Raw genomic sequence first — 15,727 nt, 5'->3', positions numbered from 1 at the left:
TTACCCGAAGAGGCCGTGTAGGTACCACCGAGATTCATCCCCTTCGCGGCTACCCATACGTTCCTGGAAAATCCAGTAGCAGGTGTGGTCCTTGCCTTCCGCGACGAAGTAGTCGCGCGTGACCAGTTGCCCACCCCACCAGCCGGCTTCGATGCGCTCGGGTGGCGAGACGATATGCAGCGGCGAGCCGTAGAACGGCCGGTGGTCCCGCTCGATGAGCGGAACCGGCTGGCCCAGGAGCCAGGTCGGCCGCGGTAGGGCTGGGGGCAAGGAGATGCGGGCTGGCTTTTCCGTAGCCGGCTGCCAGTCGTTGGCGACCTCGGGGCGGTAATCTGCCCGCATGCAGGGCTGGCAAACCTTGTCGGCGCCGAGGCGAGCGCTGAGCAGCTCAAGCAGCCGAGCGTGATCGGCGGGTGTCCCGCCAGGTTCCGGAAAGAGGGAATCCGTGGGCGGCGCCACCGGCTCCGTGTCGATCGCAGACACGGCCACGGCGATCATTGGCGCTTCAACGGCAACGAGGGCGAGCCGCACCTTGAGGATACGGACTAGATGTTCCTCATGCCAGTTGGGCTCCGCGAGCGCGATCTCTATGGTCGTCGGGGGGATGGCCGCGCGGCCGCGCTCATGGCGCAGTTCCACTCGGAATCGCTTGATGGCGAGATGCCGGGCAGTCAGCCAGCCGACCATCTGCACTAGCAGGCCGCGGACATACGCCAGTGTCTGTTCAGCATTCTCGATGCGGTCAGGCAGGTCCACCGCCGCATCGAATGCTGGCGGCGCTTCGGCCCACTCGAAGATTTCCGGCGCCTCCCCGTAGGCGCGATCCAATGCATCCAGGAAGTCGGCGCCACAGCGACGCTGCAGACCGGCGCGAGGCAGGCGGCGCAGATCCTCCAACGTGCGGCAGCCGAGCCCATCGAACCAGTCGGCAAACTTACGCGCTGCGGGTAGGGTAAGAATCGGCAGGTGGGCCAGCCGGCGTTGCAACGATGCCATGGTCAAAGCGGTACCACCACCCCAGCGCGCCAGCAGCCACGCGCCTTGCGCCGTCGGGGCGCTGCCGACCATCGCGCTGAAGCCCATCGCCTCGACCGTATCGATGATCCGTCGGCGGAGCTTGCGCGGCCCACCGAAGAGCCTCAGCGTGGTGCTAACGTCGATCAGGATCGCGGCTTCTTCTGCTGCGGCCACATTCGGCGAGAACTGCAGCGTCGCCATGGTGATTCTTGCCAGTGCGTCGTCTTCCTTGGCGCCATCGCGGTCGAACAGGATAGTGGCCGGCGCGATGGTTTGCACGCCGCCGCGGCGCATGCCCAGCTTGACGCCTGCGGCCAGTGCCAGGGGCGTAGCAAGATGGACCCGTTCCTTGTCGAGGACGGCAACGGCCAGTTCAGTGGTGGACCAGCTCGGCCGGAAGACTTCGAGGGGGAGCGACGGCAGGCGTAGGCAGATCCACAGGCGCAGCATGGCGGTACAACAGAATAGGGGAGGGTTCCAGCGCAACGAGCAGAGGGGTCTCTTGCTGCGGCCCGCGACGCTTCACAAAGTTGACGGTCACGCCGCCGGCGGCCGGCTCGAGGGCCAGGCGCAACGGTGACGGCGAGGCATCCCGCGCGCACGCTACGGGGCGCACCACGAAGAAGAGCGTGTCCGAAGTCTGCGCCGCCAGTTGCAGGCGTCGTAGCGCATCATTTCGAAGGTGGGATTGCCAGAGGACCAAAACACCGCAAGTGCCGGCCCGCAAGGTTTGCTCGGCCGCCCACAAGACATCGGCAGTCCGCTGCGCATCAATCCAAAGTAATCGCTCCGGCGGAATTCCCCAGTTCGCCAACGATAGGGCTTGTGGGGCATGCGGGGGAGCCAGGAGCGCGATCGGACGCGCGGAGCGAGCCACAAATGCGGGGCGGAGCAGTCGGAGTTCGCCAATGCCGGGTTGCTGCAGCAATAGCTCCGTCTGGCTGCCGACTGGCCACCCCCCGCCCGGCAGTTCCTTATCCAGTGCGGCGGAGCCGGTCGAGACGGTGCGCGCGTTGCCCCGGGCAAGCTGGGCAGCAACCCAAAGTGACGGATGGATGGTTTCAGGGGCGACGGTGAGCATGGCGTGTCCTGTCACCAGAGTACTGTATATTTGTACAGTTGTCATCTAGGCGAGACGCCTCATCCGAGAAAGCCTGTAAGGCTCACCCGATGCCGAAGCCAGATCTACTTTCACGCTTGAAAGCGAAAACGACCTCCGGAAATTCGCGGAGTTTCTGCGAACGAATATTGATTATTCGTTATGAGTAACGAATAATAAGCCTCTCCCCACGGAGGGCGAATATGCGTGACGTAACGGATAAGTGGGCTGGCGAGTTGGAGATGGGCGAGGTCAAGCGTGGCCGCGGTCGTCCGCGCAAGGCTGACGCCATGACGAATGCCGAACGTCAGGCCGCTTACCGCGCGCGCCGCCGTGCTGAACGTGTGCGAGCGATGGTTCGCGCAGTGGGCGATCCTGAGGCTCTGCAGGACGTGGCGAAGCGCGAAGACAACGTGGCTAAATTGCGCGCAGAACTGGACGCTACCAAGTCCACGTTGGACAAGGCGCTTGCCGAGAACCAGAGGCTTCAAAAGCAGCTTGCCCTGGCTTCTGCCGAGTGTATAAGGACTTCGGATGAGCGCGACACGCTGCGCGCCGAACTGGTCGCCGTGAAGAAGGGCGCCCATAAAGTCGTATCGGGTAACGGAAATCCAGTGTCGTTTGACGATATGTGCGAGTTATTGACGCGGGTGAGGAGGGCACGGACATGGCATCACCGCGTTGCAATCACCTGTGAGGACGATGGCGTCTGGTCGCGTGCCATCGTCCGCACGATAGCAGTAAGTGAGGATCAGATGGAGCAGGTACGTTATGCCATCGTGGGCGAGCCGAAGACATAGCCGAGTGGCGAGCCTCACAGACGCCCGCGTGCAGACCCTCCTGCATCCTCCTTCAATGCAAGCCAGCCTTTGGCTTAGTCAGCGATGGCAACCGAGTTGAAATTGCTGATCGCGAATCGCCCTGTGGTTTTGTTTAAGGCGGTCCATCTCTTGCCACGCGTTGATTTGGCGCATGGCGATTTCGGTAGAGCGAAGCTGCGCATCGAGCGACTGGCAAACGCTGCGCTGGTGATTGGCAGCTGCATATTCCTGTTGCTGTTGCTGTGCCATCTGCACCTGGTATTGACGGCCATCAGCGGCTCGCTGAGCCAGAAATTGTTGTTCTTGCTGCCGCACGATCGCTGACTTTTCTATTGTGGACACCGATCCGCCCGATCCGGAGGTGATGTCCGTGTATCCGGCCGGACAGTACTGATCTTGGGTGTACAAGATTTCCCCGCGGTTGCGGCACTTGGCCGCCTGCGCGTTTGCTGTGAGGGCGAGGACGGCGATGAGTACGATGCAACGCATTTGTGGCGCAGCTCCTTGTGAGTGATGCAACAATAACATGATGACATCGAGCGCATGTCACGCACGCAGCGCTTGCGAACTGCGGCGCGCACGCCAAAGCAATTCCGAGCTGCCATCCCTCGCTCTTTGTTATCTCAGTCTGATAAGATATGACACGTGACCCGAGCCTGGACAATCTGCTCGCGCTGGATGGCGAGAGTTTCACCGTTGACGCCGACGGGGCATGTTGGGTCAAGTTCGAAGCGAAGACCTGTGCGGTGGCACCTGAGCGACCGCATGGCATCCGATATTCGCTGACCTTGCATGACGCGGCTGGCCTGCGCTTGCTTGGCTTTGATAATGCCCATTCCATCTTCGAGGGCAACGGCCCTGGGGCACGCACGCGAATTGAGTACGACCACAAACACGCCGGCGAGCGCGTGCGGTTTTACGACTACCAGGATGCGGGCACGCTTGTCGCGGATTTTTGGGTGGAAGTCGACAAGATCCTCCAGCAAAGGAGTAGCGGATCATGAGCAGATTGAAAATCGGCATCGCCTCACTTGAGGACTACAAGGCGCGTACGATCGCCATCGCGCGGGGCCAATATAGGCCCGGTCCGGACGAGCCCAAGGTCTGGTTCCAATCGCTCGAAGTGCTGGCCAAAGTGCTGTCGCCCGCCAACCGCGAACTCCTGACGCTCATCAGCCAGACGCACCCTGAGTCGCTCGACGAGTTGGCTGAGAAAACCGGGCGCGCGATTTCGAACCTGTCGCGTACGCTACGCACCATGGAACGCTACAAGCTGGTGCGACTCGAGCCAGGACCGCGCCGCCGCTTGGCGCCGCGGGTGGACTATGACGGCGTGGAGCTCGATCTGGATTTTGATGTCACCCTGGGTCGCAGCATGCCGTCGTCGTCCGGCGACCTGCTGCCGGCATAGCCGAACGGCGCGACGCTGGTATTGCGCCTGAGAGAAGACGGCTTTCCCATGACAGAAAATTTGAGCTTGCCGTGGCCCACACAGGCGAAAAACGCCTCGTGCATGGGATGCGCCGTAGATTTAACATAAGGCACATTATGTGATTAATACGGCACATAGACGCCACTCTAGGCCAAGGCGCTCCGTGCAACCAGATCGGCGCCGACGCAAGGCAGGTTGCTTTACGGTCCCGGCTTGGCTAACACATATGTGTGTTAGCCAAACCGGTGCAGCACCCAGGCAATATTCGAGTCACCCCATGACCAACGAATGCGAGGCCGAAATCCGCGCGGCTTATGCCTCCCGCCTGCTGGAACTGCAGCGCATCGGGCGCGCCAGTGACGGGCGGCCCGTCCTGCCGGATCCCGAAACGGTCCGCCAGCTGGAGTTTCTGGCCAGCACGCGGTGCGGAGCGGCGGTCGCGGCGGCCATCAAACGTGCCAAGCGGCGCCTGGTCTTCGGCCATCTTGCGGGCGCCGACCTGGATATCACGCCCACGGTAGCGCTGCACTGCACCCAGCGTCTCCTGGGGCGCGGCATCGACGGGCGCGCGGCGCACGCCGCGTTTGCCACGGCCGGCCGCACGGCAGCCGACAAGAGCCCGGTAACAACCCACGAGCTGGCCGGGCTGGAGGCGCAGGCGCGCGAGCAGTTGGGCGAGCTAGTGACGTGGATTGGGGAGGTCAAGCGGACGATTGCGTGGGAGTGGCAAACCTCGCCAGAGCTGGCGGCAATCTTCGCGGACTGGGCGGCGCAGCGCGTGGAACAGCGGAGGCGGCGCGCCCGGAGGCGAGAAAAGATGCGCTCAGCCGGGATTGATTGAAGCACGCCGCCCCATCGGGGCGGGGCCAGACGGAGCCCCCTTGTTGAGGCGCACCAACTTCCATCGGACTGAACAGGGCCCCAGGTAAGATTCATTGACATACGAATCTTGCCGATATGCTGTCCGAGGACCCTCTCGCTTCGAAAATGATGAGATCAGCTTTTCTCGCGGTTGCCACTGCGCTGTTCTGTATCGCCCCCTCGCCGACCTATGCATTTCAGCGTGCTTATGTGATTGGGTGGCAAGCAACCCAGCCGACCCAGTTCATGGTGTCCGGCATTCTCCAGCCACCCGCAGATGGAACGGGTGTCCCAAAGCTATTCCACGGGGTATTTGCCGCGTCTTCAGAAGACGAGGCACTCGCTCAATTCGTGCATGCGGCCGCCCGCGTGTATCCGGGCTTTGGCGTGACCAATACGCTGGCCACGCGCGTGCCACCCTCGGCGAAATGTGAGATCAATATTTAGGTCGACGCAGCAGATCAGGGGCTTAGGCGATGCCGCAATGCCGTGCTAACCTCGTGCCCCGACAAGTGAAGGGAATTCCAAATGAATGCTGGCGAAGGACTAAGGCGACTGTCTCTAGTTTTCAAGTGGGCTGGCTGGCTGTGGTTGGCGGTTGCCTTGCTGATAGGCGCAGGTTATGCATTTGTCGGCGAAGAGCGACCCGCCACCGATGCCGAGAAAATCGCGCTATACGAGCGGGTGGCAGGCAAAACCATAGCGGCCGGAGTCAAAGAGTTTGAGGCAATCCACCCGCGCCAACAGTTTGCGCCGGACGACCATTTCAGCCGCTATTTGTACGGCGACGGCCGCGCGACGCCGGCCGATGTCTTGCAGGAGCACTTCAAAGGCAGGGAGCCCACGACCCGAAAACGAGAATGGTTTCTGGTGATTCTCGCTGTAGGGGCGGGGCTTGCCGGCTTCGCTGTGCTCTGGCCCGTCGGATGGGTGCTTTCCGGGTTCGCAGGTGCGAAGCGCGAGGGCTAATCACGCGAATACGATGGACATGCGTTTGGCAGTGCCAAAAGTGCGGACTGCCGGGCGAGGTTAGTCGTCAAGCTAATTCCGGTTCCCGGTCCCGCAAAAGCGCTCGTAGTCCGGCTAATTCCTGTTTCCTACAGTTGGGTTGCCGCACCCGCCGACACGTTCGCTACGTGGGTGACACTGACCGCGCGGTGCGAGGTCAGTATCGGGCCAATGCGGCGAGCCAGCCTTGACTTAGCTGGAAGACTGGTAGGGTGAAAGCATCCACGCGAAGAAACGCCCATGCTTTCGAACCCTACGCAACTCCCGCTTTTTCCAACGGCGCCCGACCGTGCGAATCGCTCCAGTGCGCCAGCCCTCTTGCTCCTCGCCTGCTCCGGCACGAAGCTCGACCGGCCGGCACCTGCGATCGATCTCTACCGCGGCGTCATGTATGAGTCGTACCGCGCCCACGTGCGCGACAACGCCGCACCGACTGTCCTGATCCTCTCCGCTCGGCATGGCTTTCTCAGCCCCCACACCGAAATTGCCCCTTACGACGAACGGATGACGCCGGAGCGCGCCGACCAGATACTCGCCGACCTGCCAACCTATCTGCGTGCGACGGCGTGGCCAGCCCGCGTTGGCAAGGTGATGCTGGCTGGCGGTAAGGAATACCGGCGCGTCATGCGCGCGGCCCTGGCCCGCCGGTATCAGGAGATGCCGACCATGCGGGAAACGACCGGCGGGATCGGCCTGCAGCGCTCCCAGCTCGGCGCCTTCCTCGATGGGCTTGCACCGGCTTTCAGCGACCAGATTGGCCAGCATGCCAACGGTACACCGGTCTATCGCCGCTATGACTGGATCGAGGCCGGCGCCATGACCATTCTGCGGTACCGTGCCGTGCCCGGTCGCCCTGCCCTCACGGCGCGTGTGCTGACGGTCTTCGAGGGTCCGAGCGGGCCAACTGCTGATGTCGAGGTCGAGGAGCTGGTCCGCGGCCGCACGAGAACCGGCCCTCGCTGGGTCAGCGTCGCGGATCTCCATCCCATGGAGGCGTCTTGAGAGACTTCTATCCTGCGCTGTTCGGCGAGGCGAAAGACCTGTGCGAAGCCAGTCCCGATACGCCTCAGGCGCTGCTGGCACTGACCTACGCCGGCTACCGGGCCTGGGCCAAGGCCGGCAATTTGAGTTTTCCGGACGAGAAGCACTACGCCCTGCTCCAGGAAATTCTGCGTTACTGCGCTGCGGAATGCTTGCTGGCGTGTTGCTACTCGCAGGAATACCGCTTGCAGGAAATTGCCGACATGCTGGACGCGGCCTATCCCCGCTACGCTCGAACCCGTGCGCGGCTGTCTGCTCGTCGAAATCGCCATGGCCGCCCGCGCTTTTGACCCCCTCCCCTGCAGGCTATATCCGCCTCAACGAGGCGGCAGGGGTGTGGGGAGAGGCAAATTCAGTATATAACAGCGGCTATGGATACCCTCTGGCTCACGAATCCCACTCTGGCTTACAGAGACTGGCAAGCGCGTGAGGCGGCCGGCGCGGATCGCCGCCCGTTCTCAGCGCGTTCGATCGTCCAGCACCAGGCCATGTTCGAGCATTTCCGCCGGCATTTGATGGCGAGGGGAACGTCCATCGTCGCGTTTGGCGCCGACGATATCGAGGCGTTCTGGCTGAGCACGGGGGCCCGCTCCTATTCCCAAGCCACGCGCATGCGGTATGTCAAACTGCTGGACCGGCTATGCCGGCACCTGGTCTTCGCCGGCGTACGCCGGGACAACCCGGCTGCCGCTCTTCTCGCCGCCGAGGGGTGGCCAGACATCGAACCCACACCGCAGTATCTCGACGCCGACGCCGATGCGCGGCTGCAGACCTATCTGCAGTCCCCCGCCGAGGATCTGGCACAACTGCGCAGCCACGCCATTGTCGCCACCTTTCTGGCGACCGGCATCACCGCCGCGGAAGCACGTACCGCGCGCATCGTGGACCTGGTCCCGGACGCGCTCCCCGCTTACCTCTTCGTGCCGGCACACGGGCCGCGAGGCGCCCGCACGGTGCACCTGCCCGACTTCGCCGTGCCAGTACTACGCGCGTGGCTGGCGCGGCGCACGACGTTGCCCGTCGAGGGCGATCGACTATTCACGCTCACCTCGGACGGACGCCCCATCACAGACATGAGCTTCGGCCGCATCGTGTCCGCGGTGCTCGAAGCGATTGGCGGGGCGGACGCGGAGATGAGCCCGCGCACGCTGCGCAACACCTTCGCGCGGCGGAAGCTACTGGCCGGGCGCTCGCGCGAGGACGTCAGCCAGTTGCTGGGCCTGTCCAGCCACCGCACATGCGACCGCATCGCAGCCACGATCCCGGCCGACAAGTCGTTGTAGCCGCGCACCATTCGATTGCCCGGTGATATCCCGGCCTTGCACAGGCGCCCCGCTTTGCTATGCTTCGCCGGTGCGCTGCAAGTCAAATCCGGCTCGCAGGCGCGCATTTCCATCCAGACCTACGACTATGGCCACGAAAGCAAAACCCGTAGCAAAGACTGCAACGAAGACCGCAGCGAAGAAAGCCGCTCCGGCCAAGAAGGCTGCCGCCCCGGCTAAGAAGGCAGCCGCTGCTGCCCCGGTCGCCAAGCCGATCAAGGACACCTTCAACAAGTCCAGCCTGCTGACTCACCTGATCGAGCAGACCCAGCTGGAAAAGAAGACCGTTCAGACGGTGCTCGCCCATCTGGAGAACACCATCGTCAGCGCCATTCACAAGAAGGGCGCCGGCGAATTCACCCTGCCGGGCCTGTTCAAAGTGCAGGCCATCCAGGTGCCTGCCACGAAGAAGCGCTTCGGCAAGAACCCGTTTACCGGCCAAGACCAGTGGTTTGCCGCCAAGCCGGCCAGCGTGAAGGTGAAGGTGCGTCCCCTGAAGAAGCTCAAGGACGCCGCGCTGTAATCGATTCGCGACCGACAGCTGCAAAAGGAAAAGCCCCGGAATCTCACGATTCCGGGGCTTTTCTGCATGTTGACGGTCATCAGAACAGCGAATGCTGCGGCGTCGCGACCTGCTGCCACGCCGCCTGTCCAGCCGGCGGCAAGGCTTCGAAGGGCAGCGCCCGCTCGCGCAAGGCCCCGACGTCATACTCAAGGGTCAGCCCGAGGCGGTCCTTGTACGCGGTGCGCCGCGCGATCTCGTCGTGCTCGGCGCGCTGTCCGTGCGACAGCGTGAGGCAGCCGTACTGCGCGTACCAGCGGTAGCCGTAGACGACCTGGCCAGGCGCCACGCCGGCATCGTGGGTCTCCAACAAGCGGTCCAGTTCGAACTCGGAAATCAGCAGCGCAGCTTCCGCGTCCACGGAAAACTGCTGATCGGTCGGTAACGACCAGATCGCGCGGCCGCTCGCCGTGAGCTGGATCTCCGGCCCACAGGCCGAATCCGCCGTGAAGCTCTCGAGGTAGGGATCGCGCAGGCCGGTCCACTCCGCGGCGGCAGAGGTATCGTCCCACTCCTCCCCGACATGTAGGAAGCGCGCCTGCGGCATGGCGGTCTGCGCAACCGGTGGCACGTCCGGGATGTCATACCGGATACCGCGCGTGCGGATATCACGCCAATCAGCCCACGCTGCGAACGGCAGAGCCAGACCATTCAGCGACTGGAGCGCGTCGACGGCTACCAGCATGTCCAGCGGCAGGAGTTCGAACTTTGGACGTTCCCCGGCTCTTTCAGCACGACACTGCTCGTCGTAGTCCAATTGCAGCATGTACCGCACCAGTTCCCGCACCATCGCTGGATGGTAGGTGTCCGGCTGGACCTTGATGAATCCGCCGCGGATGGTTCGACCCACCCAGTGGCGACGGCCCCAGTCGAAGCGGGTGTTGCGGATGAAGCGGTTCAGGCGTTGCAGGCCTGCGGCGTAGGCATAGCGCTCGTCGTAGTCGACCATGTTGGCCAGGCTTTTGTCTTCGGCCATCTGGCAGACGTGGCATCCCAGTCGTGCGCCACATTTCCCTTGGCGTCGTGAGCCGCCTCCTCCGGACAGAATCGCGTCCGCAACGACTGCGCAGGACGTGCCCACCGCGTGCGCGTAGATGCGACGCATGTCCTCGAAATCGGAATAGCCGGGGCGCATGCCGTTGCCGTAGAGCGCGATACCCTCCCAGATGTCGTCGTCCTGCCAGTGGCAGACCGGGCTGAGCACCAGGTCGCCGTCTTGATTGCGCGCGGGCCGCGTTGCTGACTCGCCTCGCTGCCGCATAGCAATGTTGCGTCGGGTGCTTTCCGAGTACCTCGTGCCGAGCAGCGTGACGGGTTCGGCGTGCCCTTGCTGGGACAGCGAGCGAAAAAGTCCGCGCCGGAAGGCACGTTGCGGGAGTATTTTCAGGTCGGTGCTGCAGTCACCGTGCGTACCGGGGAAGCTTGGCAGCGCCCGGCCCGACAGGATCTTCACCTGAAAAGTCGCGGCCATCGCGGGTTGGACGATGCCGGTCTGCACCTTGATACCGTGCCGCTTGCCGAATGCACGCATGCGGCTCAGCTCGGCGCGGTAATGTTCCGTCACCTCGGGTGACTCCACCAGCGTATCGCCGGTGGTGACTACCACCAGCGGGTTCCCGCCGGCGGCGCGGTGAAGCACAGCCGCGTGCAGCGCAAGTGCTGCCACGATGCTGCTGTCCTTGCCGCCGCTGTAGGCGACAACCAGAGGATGCCCGGCTTCGAGCAGTTGGCGGATGGCCAGGATGACCCGGTCCCCCAGGTCCTCGATCGGATCGAGTGCCCCAACGGGAAAGAGAGAAATGGCTTGCATGGTGCCCCTTCAATTCGGACAGGGCACCCCCACAGGGGCGTGCCCCCATGGTTGGATAGGAAGAATGATTGGCTACAGGTCTGCGAGGTATGCGATGCAGCTGCAGTCCTCGCGGGAGCCGGCGATTCGTTGCCCTTCCGGGCACGCCGAGAAATCCGGCACGTTGGCTTCGATCTCCCCGGCCAACTGGCGAAGCCGGCGGGCGGCCTCTGCGGGGCCGGCAGAGCCTTGGAATGCCGGGGCATTCAGGCAAATGCTGACGATCACGTCCATCGATCGCTCCCGCGTCACGCACCAGCAAGCTGCGGATGCAGCTTGCGGAGCGCGGTCTGGTTGGTGTCGATGTAGGTCCGCATGCCGTCCATCACCACGGCAAGGTGATGGTCGAAGCATGCAGCTTCGGCCGCGATCTCGACCTCCTTGGCTGACTGGAAGGCAGCCAGGACCTTTTCCCGGTCCACGTCCGCACCCATCCAGCCGAAGACTTTGAAGAAGGTGTGCACCTTCTTGCCACGGGGCAACAGCTTGGCGGCCTTATCGGCCGGAATCATGATCTTTTTCATCGTTGAGGTTCTTGAAGCTTGCAGGCCAGCGCCTGCAGGCAATTTAAGAGAGAAGCAGCATCAAGCTGCCGTGAATGTCGCCACGGCACACACGCCGGAGCGCGGGTCAAGCCGCACGGATTGACCTGGCTCGAGCCTCGGAATGCGTGCCACGACCTCGTCAGCCAGCACACGCAAGAGCCCCGCAGCTTGCGCAGGCGCTTCCATGCCATCGAAGGATGCCTCCTCGATGGCGATCACCACCATTAGCCCCATTTGCGCTACTCCAGGTAATAGGCAAAAAAATGCCCTCCGAAGAGGGCGATGAACGAGATGGGCCGGCTTAAAGCCAGCCGGCGCGGACCAGCTTCATGAGGCTCCGGGTCTTGCGCAGACTGCGCACGCGTGCCGAGAGCCAGAGGATGCCGATTAAGGCAATCGCCAAGCCGCAGCCAAGCAGTTGCGATCGGGGAAGATCATCACCGGGTGCGGTAATGACGAGGTAAAGCGCGAGGAACAGCACCGCAACGATTGCGAGAACCGCTGCTCCGGACGTGCGAGATTGAATTTGCATGGCAAGGCTCCTGTGATGACGAAGCCTTGCCCATAGGGACAAGGCCCCTATGGGAAAAGAAACAAGCTGTGCTGGAGATCCAGCAAGGTCGATGCGTCAGAGACGCGAGAAGTGAAACGATTCTACCGCAGGCATGAGCCGAGTGATACCGCTCGCAGCCCCATCCGGGGAGGTCAATCCCCTTCGTCTTCAGCCATCCACGAAATCTCGCAGAGCACGTAGCGCGCAAACAGCGCTTGGAATGCTTCCTTCTGTGAACCGGAGAAGAACACCCCCGCCACGTCGCCAGCGCTCACCTTGAGGCCATCCTGCACGGCCAGGCACCCGGCGTTCAATGCATCTTCGACCAGCTTCTCGACCAACAGTGCATTCCGTTCCGCACTGGTGGATAACCACTGGCTCAACGCGTCCTGCACGCGGTTGGCCGCCTCGCAAAAGACATCACCCTCCGCGGAGCTGGTGCGCGGGAACAGGCGGTTCCACTCGCCATCGTCCTCGCAAAGTCCGCCGAATTCATTGGCATCCACGAAGTCGTGCAGCCTGGCGAAGTCCGTCACCGTCGGCGGAATCCGGCCGGTGGCGATTTCCTGCTGTATCTGCTGCTTGCCCAACTCGATCGCACGAGCGATCGCACCGTCTTGCTCTGCGGTCAGCTCGATAGATTGCGGAGTTGCCACCATGTCGATGTTGCTTCTCATCAAAATCTCCTTGTTCAAAAAGAAAAATGCCCGTGTCCCTTTCGGGACAACGGGCATGGATACAAAGGGTTGTTAGGAACTACTGGGCAGCCATGGCCGCCACATCAATGACCGCATCGGCTTCGTCGACCAGGTCTGGCGTATGAGTGATAAAAAACTCCCGCTCGTACCCGCTCTGGCGCAGCACCTCGCGCTTCATTCGCATGAAGGCTCGCTTGCGCTCGGGGTCCAACGGGCCATCGGCTTCGTCGGTGAACAGCGTCTGGAAGGCCTGCCCGGTGTCCTGCGCCCGGTAGAGCGCTATCCCGCGGGTCAGGCACTCGTTGATCCAGATCTTCTGTCCGCCTGACATCACCGAGAAGTCCTTCGTGGAATCGTTCTCCCCGTCGTTGACGGCGATCTCGAACCCTTCACGCTTCTCGCCATTGGCCAGCGTCGTCTGCGTCTGAATCGCGATTGTGAATCGCGGTCCGTAGCAAGCGAGCAGCAGGTCGTTGACGATGCGCGTGAGGGCCGGCCCCGCGTCATCGATGGACAACGCGATGACGCCGTCGTTGCCCAATCCCTTGGCGAGCAGCTTCCACTGCGCGATCTCGTCAGAGAGCCGATCGGCCTTGCCCTGAACTGCGGGCAGGCCGGCAACCATGGCGGTGACCCGTTCGAGTTCAGTCGACAAGGTGGCCTGCTGGCGAATCAGGACTTCAATTCGCCCATCAAGCGCCACCACGGCCTCCCGGCTCTGGCGGATACGAAGGTCCAGCGCGGCCAGCATGCCAGTCACGTCTTCGGTGGCCAGCCCGGACAGCTCGCGCTGCACGGTCGACATCTGCGCGTCGGCGTCCGCCACTTCCCGCGCGAAAATCGCCGCGGCAGCAACCTCTTCCGCACCAAGCCCCGTCAGGTCCCGCTCGGCCTGCGCTAGGCCCTCCCGGGCCACGTCCAGCATCGGCTTGCGAGCCGCCAGCGCGGTCAGGCGCTGCAACTCCTGCTGGTCACGTGCCAACTCCGCCTGCAGGGCAGACAAAGCCGTACGCTGCCCGGGCAGAGCCGCCAGCGCGTCGGCCAGCGGCTTCATCGCCAACTGCTTGGCCTGGTAGCTGGCCCGCAAATCCCGCACCGTGATGACCTGTTCGGCCAACTTGCCTTGGGCTTCGCGCGCCTGCGCCAGCAACGGGCAGGTGTTATGCATGGGATCGGCCCGGCATGGCACCGTGTCGATCACATCGGCCTGAGCCTTCAGCGAGCCGGCAAACTGCGCCGCCGACTTGCCGCGGGCTTCAAGCCCCTGCAACTCGGTGGAAAGCGCGGCATGCTGCGTCCGCTGCGCTTCCAACTGGCTCACTGCCTGCTGCAACGCGCCCAACTCACCTTGCTTCCGGCCAATGGCCATCTGCAAGGCATCGCGCTGCTCGGCGGCCGCGAGGATCGCCGGCCCTTCGGCCAGGGTCAGCTTGCGGCTGGCCACCAGCTGCTCAAGCTCCCGGCGCCGCGTTGCGGCACGAATGGCTGTTGCCCGGTGATCGGACTCCAACTGCCGCCGGCGTGCCCCCAGTTCGGTCTCCCGTTGCCTGAGTTCGCGCAGACGCGCTTCGGTCGCCGCGCTCGCGCTCTGCCTGGCAGCCAGCGTCGCGCGCTCCTGCAGGAGCTTTGCGCCGTTGGCTGTTTCCGCATCGCGCTCGCGTCGCGCCACCGTCAATGCCTCGTCGGTCTTGCCGATCTCCCGGCCAAGCTGCCCGGCCCGCTCACGCTGGGCGGACAGCCCCACCAACTCGCGCTGGAGGGTGTCCAGACTGCGCCCCAGCACCTTCGCCACGTCGCCGGCCTTCGCCGACAGGTCGCGCAGGTGATCGATCCCAAGCAGCTCAGCCAGCAGGCGCTTGATCTCGCTGGCCTGGTAGCTGGCGATCGGGCGACGGTTCTGGGCAGAAAACACACTGGTGAAGAACGCTTCGGGCGACCCCAACACCGCTTCGATACAGCGGTTGTAGGTATCGGCCTTGCCATCCGACAGCGTGCCGTCCGGCAACTGCAGCGGCACCCATTCGCCCGCGGCGCCCTTCTCAAACAGGTAGTACTCGGCCTTGCGGCTCTTGCCCGGATTCCGGAATGCGAACGCCGACCGGTACAGCTTGCCGGCGTGCTCCCATTCCAGATCCTTCTCGCCACGGGTGCCACAGAGGTGATCCCAGTAGGAGAAGCCGTCCGCGGTCATTTTCGAGGCATGGCTCGGCATGATCGGGTACGGGTGCAGGTTGTCCATCAGCGTCGTCTTGCCGGCCCCGTTAGGGCCGACCAGCGCGATCAGCCCGGGGGGCAAGTGCGTCAGGTCCAGCGTCACGCTGTCACGGCGCATGCCATCGCGCACGCCATGAAAACCCGAGAGGGTGAGTTTCAGTGGACGCATTCGGACACCTCCGCGCCAGTCATGGACGACAGGTAGTCGGACGGCAGCTCCATCACGTCGCCGTCGTAGAACGGCATGTCCGGAACGGCGGCTGGGGCGTCCTGCTCGGGCCGCCCGGCCAGCGCACGCTCCAGGGAGCGCACAGCGGCCGCGAATTGCTGGCGGGCCAGCGCAATCAAGTCGGGCCATGCCGTGCAGCCACACAGCGCCTTCAACTCCAGCGCGCTCCACTGACTGGCGTAGCCATGGGAGAACGACCAGAGCAGGTTCTGCATTTCGAGTGAGGGGGTGACCTCGTACCAGTGCTGGCCGTCGGCGGCGTGCACCGTGAGGACCAGCAGATGGTCGCGCTGGGCAATCACCGCGCCGCGCCCTGCCCCGAACGGCTGGAACAAGGTACTGCGGGTAAAGCCGTGTGCGTCCGCCAGGCGCGCGGCCAGGTCGGACGCGGCGATGGTGGTTTCAAAAGTATGGGCCCAGTCGGCGCCCGCAGGGTAAAAAATCATGATGCACTCCAGATAAGACGGAGTGCTGTC

At 63.6% G+C, this 15,727-nt stretch carries 21 protein-coding genes; 10 read left to right on the top strand and 11 right to left on the bottom strand.

Annotated features, from left to right (window positions below; translation table 11 throughout):
- Together AC3FKH_RS21655 and imuA are read right to left on the bottom strand one after the other, a co-directional pair.
- The gene (locus tag AC3FKH_RS21655; protein ID WP_488677890.1) at positions 1-1,467 is read right to left on the bottom strand and encodes a Y-family DNA polymerase; all 1,467 of its coding nucleotides are present in this window, start codon (positions 1,465-1,467) and stop codon (positions 1-3) included.
- Positions 1,391-2,098: a translesion DNA synthesis-associated protein ImuA gene (imuA, locus tag AC3FKH_RS21650; RefSeq protein WP_488677889.1), complete on the bottom strand. Its 708-nt coding sequence runs from the start codon at positions 2,096-2,098 to the stop codon at positions 1,391-1,393. The genes AC3FKH_RS21655 and imuA overlap by 77 nt, the downstream gene beginning before the upstream one ends.
- A 221-nt stretch (positions 2,099-2,319) precedes the next feature.
- Between imuA and AC3FKH_RS21645 the strand changes: the two genes are divergently transcribed.
- The gene (locus tag AC3FKH_RS21645; RefSeq protein ID WP_488677888.1) at positions 2,320-2,916 is read left to right on the top strand and encodes a hypothetical protein; all 597 of its coding nucleotides are present in this window, start codon (positions 2,320-2,322) and stop codon (positions 2,914-2,916) included.
- A gap of 78 nt (positions 2,917-2,994) precedes the next feature.
- On the opposite strand, the gene AC3FKH_RS21640 is transcribed toward AC3FKH_RS21645, so the two are convergent.
- Positions 2,995-3,426: a hypothetical protein gene (locus AC3FKH_RS21640; RefSeq protein WP_488677887.1), complete on the bottom strand. Its 432-nt coding sequence runs from the start codon at positions 3,424-3,426 to the stop codon at positions 2,995-2,997.
- A gap of 149 nt (positions 3,427-3,575) precedes the next feature.
- Here AC3FKH_RS21640 and AC3FKH_RS21635 point away from each other — a divergent pair, with 149 nt between their 5' ends.
- From AC3FKH_RS21635 to AC3FKH_RS21595, 9 genes are all read left to right on the top strand, one after another.
- A complete protein-coding gene (locus tag AC3FKH_RS21635; protein WP_488677886.1) occupies positions 3,576-3,941 on the top strand; it encodes a toxin-antitoxin system TumE family protein in 366 nt (121 codons plus the stop codon).
- On the top strand, positions 3,938-4,348 hold the full coding sequence (locus AC3FKH_RS21630) for an HVO_A0114 family putative DNA-binding protein (protein WP_488677885.1): 411 nt from the start codon (positions 3,938-3,940) through the stop codon (positions 4,346-4,348). The genes AC3FKH_RS21635 and AC3FKH_RS21630 overlap by 4 nt, the downstream gene beginning before the upstream one ends.
- Before the next feature lie 298 nt (positions 4,349-4,646).
- The gene (locus tag AC3FKH_RS21625; protein WP_488677884.1) at positions 4,647-5,210 is read left to right on the top strand and encodes a hypothetical protein; all 564 of its coding nucleotides are present in this window, start codon (positions 4,647-4,649) and stop codon (positions 5,208-5,210) included.
- A gap of 116 nt (positions 5,211-5,326) precedes the next feature.
- Positions 5,327-5,677, top strand: a complete 351-nt coding sequence (locus AC3FKH_RS21620) for a hypothetical protein (protein ID WP_488677883.1) — start codon at positions 5,327-5,329, stop codon at positions 5,675-5,677.
- An 81-nt stretch (positions 5,678-5,758) separates the two neighbouring features.
- Positions 5,759-6,199 carry a hypothetical protein gene (locus AC3FKH_RS21615; RefSeq protein ID WP_488677882.1) on the top strand — a complete coding sequence of 147 codons (441 nt, stop codon included), beginning with the start codon at positions 5,759-5,761 and terminating at the stop codon, positions 6,197-6,199.
- A gap of 279 nt (positions 6,200-6,478) precedes the next feature.
- A complete protein-coding gene (locus tag AC3FKH_RS21610; protein WP_488677881.1) occupies positions 6,479-7,240 on the top strand; it encodes a DUF6884 domain-containing protein in 762 nt (253 codons plus the stop codon).
- Positions 7,237-7,569 (top strand): hypothetical protein, encoded by a 333-nt coding sequence (locus tag AC3FKH_RS21605; protein ID WP_488677880.1) that lies wholly within the window; start codon positions 7,237-7,239, stop codon positions 7,567-7,569. The genes AC3FKH_RS21610 and AC3FKH_RS21605 overlap by 4 nt, the downstream gene beginning before the upstream one ends.
- An 81-nt stretch (positions 7,570-7,650) precedes the next feature.
- Positions 7,651-8,562: a tyrosine-type recombinase/integrase gene (locus tag AC3FKH_RS21600; protein WP_488677879.1), complete on the top strand. Its 912-nt coding sequence runs from the start codon at positions 7,651-7,653 to the stop codon at positions 8,560-8,562.
- Positions 8,563-8,689: 127 nt separating this feature from the next.
- Positions 8,690-9,124 (top strand): HU family DNA-binding protein, encoded by a 435-nt coding sequence (locus tag AC3FKH_RS21595; RefSeq protein WP_488677878.1) that lies wholly within the window; start codon positions 8,690-8,692, stop codon positions 9,122-9,124.
- A 79-nt stretch (positions 9,125-9,203) separates the two neighbouring features.
- Here the strand turns inward: AC3FKH_RS21595 and AC3FKH_RS21590 are convergent, their stop codons facing one another.
- From AC3FKH_RS21590 to AC3FKH_RS21555, 8 genes are all read right to left on the bottom strand, one after another.
- Positions 9,204-10,973: an adenine nucleotide alpha hydrolase family protein gene (locus tag AC3FKH_RS21590; RefSeq protein WP_488677877.1), complete on the bottom strand. Its 1,770-nt coding sequence runs from the start codon at positions 10,971-10,973 to the stop codon at positions 9,204-9,206.
- A 72-nt stretch (positions 10,974-11,045) separates the two neighbouring features.
- The gene (locus AC3FKH_RS21585; protein WP_488677876.1) at positions 11,046-11,246 is read right to left on the bottom strand and encodes a cell division protein ZapA; all 201 of its coding nucleotides are present in this window, start codon (positions 11,244-11,246) and stop codon (positions 11,046-11,048) included.
- A 14-nt stretch (positions 11,247-11,260) separates the two neighbouring features.
- On the bottom strand, positions 11,261-11,524 hold the full coding sequence (locus AC3FKH_RS21580; RefSeq protein ID WP_488677875.1) for a hypothetical protein: 264 nt from the start codon (positions 11,522-11,524) through the stop codon (positions 11,261-11,263).
- A gap of 72 nt (positions 11,525-11,596) precedes the next feature.
- A complete protein-coding gene (locus AC3FKH_RS21575) occupies positions 11,597-11,791 on the bottom strand; it encodes a hypothetical protein (protein ID WP_488677874.1) in 195 nt (64 codons plus the stop codon).
- Positions 11,792-11,858: 67 nt separating this feature from the next.
- Positions 11,859-12,089, bottom strand: coding sequence for a hypothetical protein (locus AC3FKH_RS21570; protein ID WP_488677873.1), 231 nt, complete (start codon positions 12,087-12,089; stop codon positions 11,859-11,861).
- 173 nt (positions 12,090-12,262) lie between these two features.
- Positions 12,263-12,787: a hypothetical protein gene (locus tag AC3FKH_RS21565; protein WP_488677872.1), complete on the bottom strand. Its 525-nt coding sequence runs from the start codon at positions 12,785-12,787 to the stop codon at positions 12,263-12,265.
- Positions 12,788-12,866: 79 nt separating this feature from the next.
- A complete protein-coding gene (locus AC3FKH_RS21560) occupies positions 12,867-15,191 on the bottom strand; it encodes an SMC family ATPase (RefSeq protein WP_488677870.1) in 2,325 nt (774 codons plus the stop codon).
- On the bottom strand, positions 15,179-15,697 hold the full coding sequence (locus tag AC3FKH_RS21555; protein ID WP_488677868.1) for a hypothetical protein: 519 nt from the start codon (positions 15,695-15,697) through the stop codon (positions 15,179-15,181). The genes AC3FKH_RS21560 and AC3FKH_RS21555 overlap by 13 nt, the downstream gene beginning before the upstream one ends.
- Positions 15,698-15,727 lie beyond the last annotated feature (30 nt).

This window comes from Cupriavidus sp. 21MJTG02-4, from assembly GCF_057798975.1.
This window is presented reverse-complemented; position numbering and strand designations above follow the sequence as displayed.

Bases quoted from the DNA above. Each gene is read 5' to 3' on its own strand.
- AC3FKH_RS21655 (WP_488677890.1), bottom strand. From the start codon at position 1,467: ATGCTGCGCCTGTGGATCTGCCTACGCCTGCCGTCGCTCCCCCTCGAA.
- imuA (WP_488677889.1), bottom strand. From the start codon at position 2,098: ATGCTCACCGTCGCCCCTGAAACCATCCATCCGTCACTTTGGGTTGCT.
- AC3FKH_RS21645 (WP_488677888.1), top strand. From the start codon at position 2,320: ATGCGTGACGTAACGGATAAGTGGGCTGGCGAGTTGGAGATGGGCGAG.
- AC3FKH_RS21640 (WP_488677887.1), bottom strand. From the start codon at position 3,426: ATGCGTTGCATCGTACTCATCGCCGTCCTCGCCCTCACAGCAAACGCG.
- AC3FKH_RS21635 (WP_488677886.1), top strand. From the start codon at position 3,576: ATGACACGTGACCCGAGCCTGGACAATCTGCTCGCGCTGGATGGCGAG.
- AC3FKH_RS21630 (WP_488677885.1), top strand. From the start codon at position 3,938: ATGAGCAGATTGAAAATCGGCATCGCCTCACTTGAGGACTACAAGGCG.
- AC3FKH_RS21625 (WP_488677884.1), top strand. From the start codon at position 4,647: ATGACCAACGAATGCGAGGCCGAAATCCGCGCGGCTTATGCCTCCCGC.
- AC3FKH_RS21620 (WP_488677883.1), top strand. From the start codon at position 5,327: ATGCTGTCCGAGGACCCTCTCGCTTCGAAAATGATGAGATCAGCTTTT.
- AC3FKH_RS21615 (WP_488677882.1), top strand. From the start codon at position 5,759: ATGAATGCTGGCGAAGGACTAAGGCGACTGTCTCTAGTTTTCAAGTGG.
- AC3FKH_RS21610 (WP_488677881.1), top strand. From the start codon at position 6,479: ATGCTTTCGAACCCTACGCAACTCCCGCTTTTTCCAACGGCGCCCGAC.
- AC3FKH_RS21600 (WP_488677879.1), top strand. From the start codon at position 7,651: ATGGATACCCTCTGGCTCACGAATCCCACTCTGGCTTACAGAGACTGG.
- AC3FKH_RS21595 (WP_488677878.1), top strand. From the start codon at position 8,690: ATGGCCACGAAAGCAAAACCCGTAGCAAAGACTGCAACGAAGACCGCA.
- AC3FKH_RS21590 (WP_488677877.1), bottom strand. From the start codon at position 10,973: ATGCAAGCCATTTCTCTCTTTCCCGTTGGGGCACTCGATCCGATCGAG.
- AC3FKH_RS21585 (WP_488677876.1), bottom strand. From the start codon at position 11,246: ATGGACGTGATCGTCAGCATTTGCCTGAATGCCCCGGCATTCCAAGGC.
- AC3FKH_RS21580 (WP_488677875.1), bottom strand. From the start codon at position 11,524: ATGATTCCGGCCGATAAGGCCGCCAAGCTGTTGCCCCGTGGCAAGAAG.
- AC3FKH_RS21575 (WP_488677874.1), bottom strand. From the start codon at position 11,791: ATGGGGCTAATGGTGGTGATCGCCATCGAGGAGGCATCCTTCGATGGC.
- AC3FKH_RS21570 (WP_488677873.1), bottom strand. From the start codon at position 12,089: ATGCAAATTCAATCTCGCACGTCCGGAGCAGCGGTTCTCGCAATCGTT.
- AC3FKH_RS21565 (WP_488677872.1), bottom strand. From the start codon at position 12,787: ATGAGAAGCAACATCGACATGGTGGCAACTCCGCAATCTATCGAGCTG.
- AC3FKH_RS21560 (WP_488677870.1), bottom strand. From the start codon at position 15,191: ATGCGTCCACTGAAACTCACCCTCTCGGGTTTTCATGGCGTGCGCGAT.
- AC3FKH_RS21555 (WP_488677868.1), bottom strand. From the start codon at position 15,697: ATGATTTTTTACCCTGCGGGCGCCGACTGGGCCCATACTTTTGAAACC.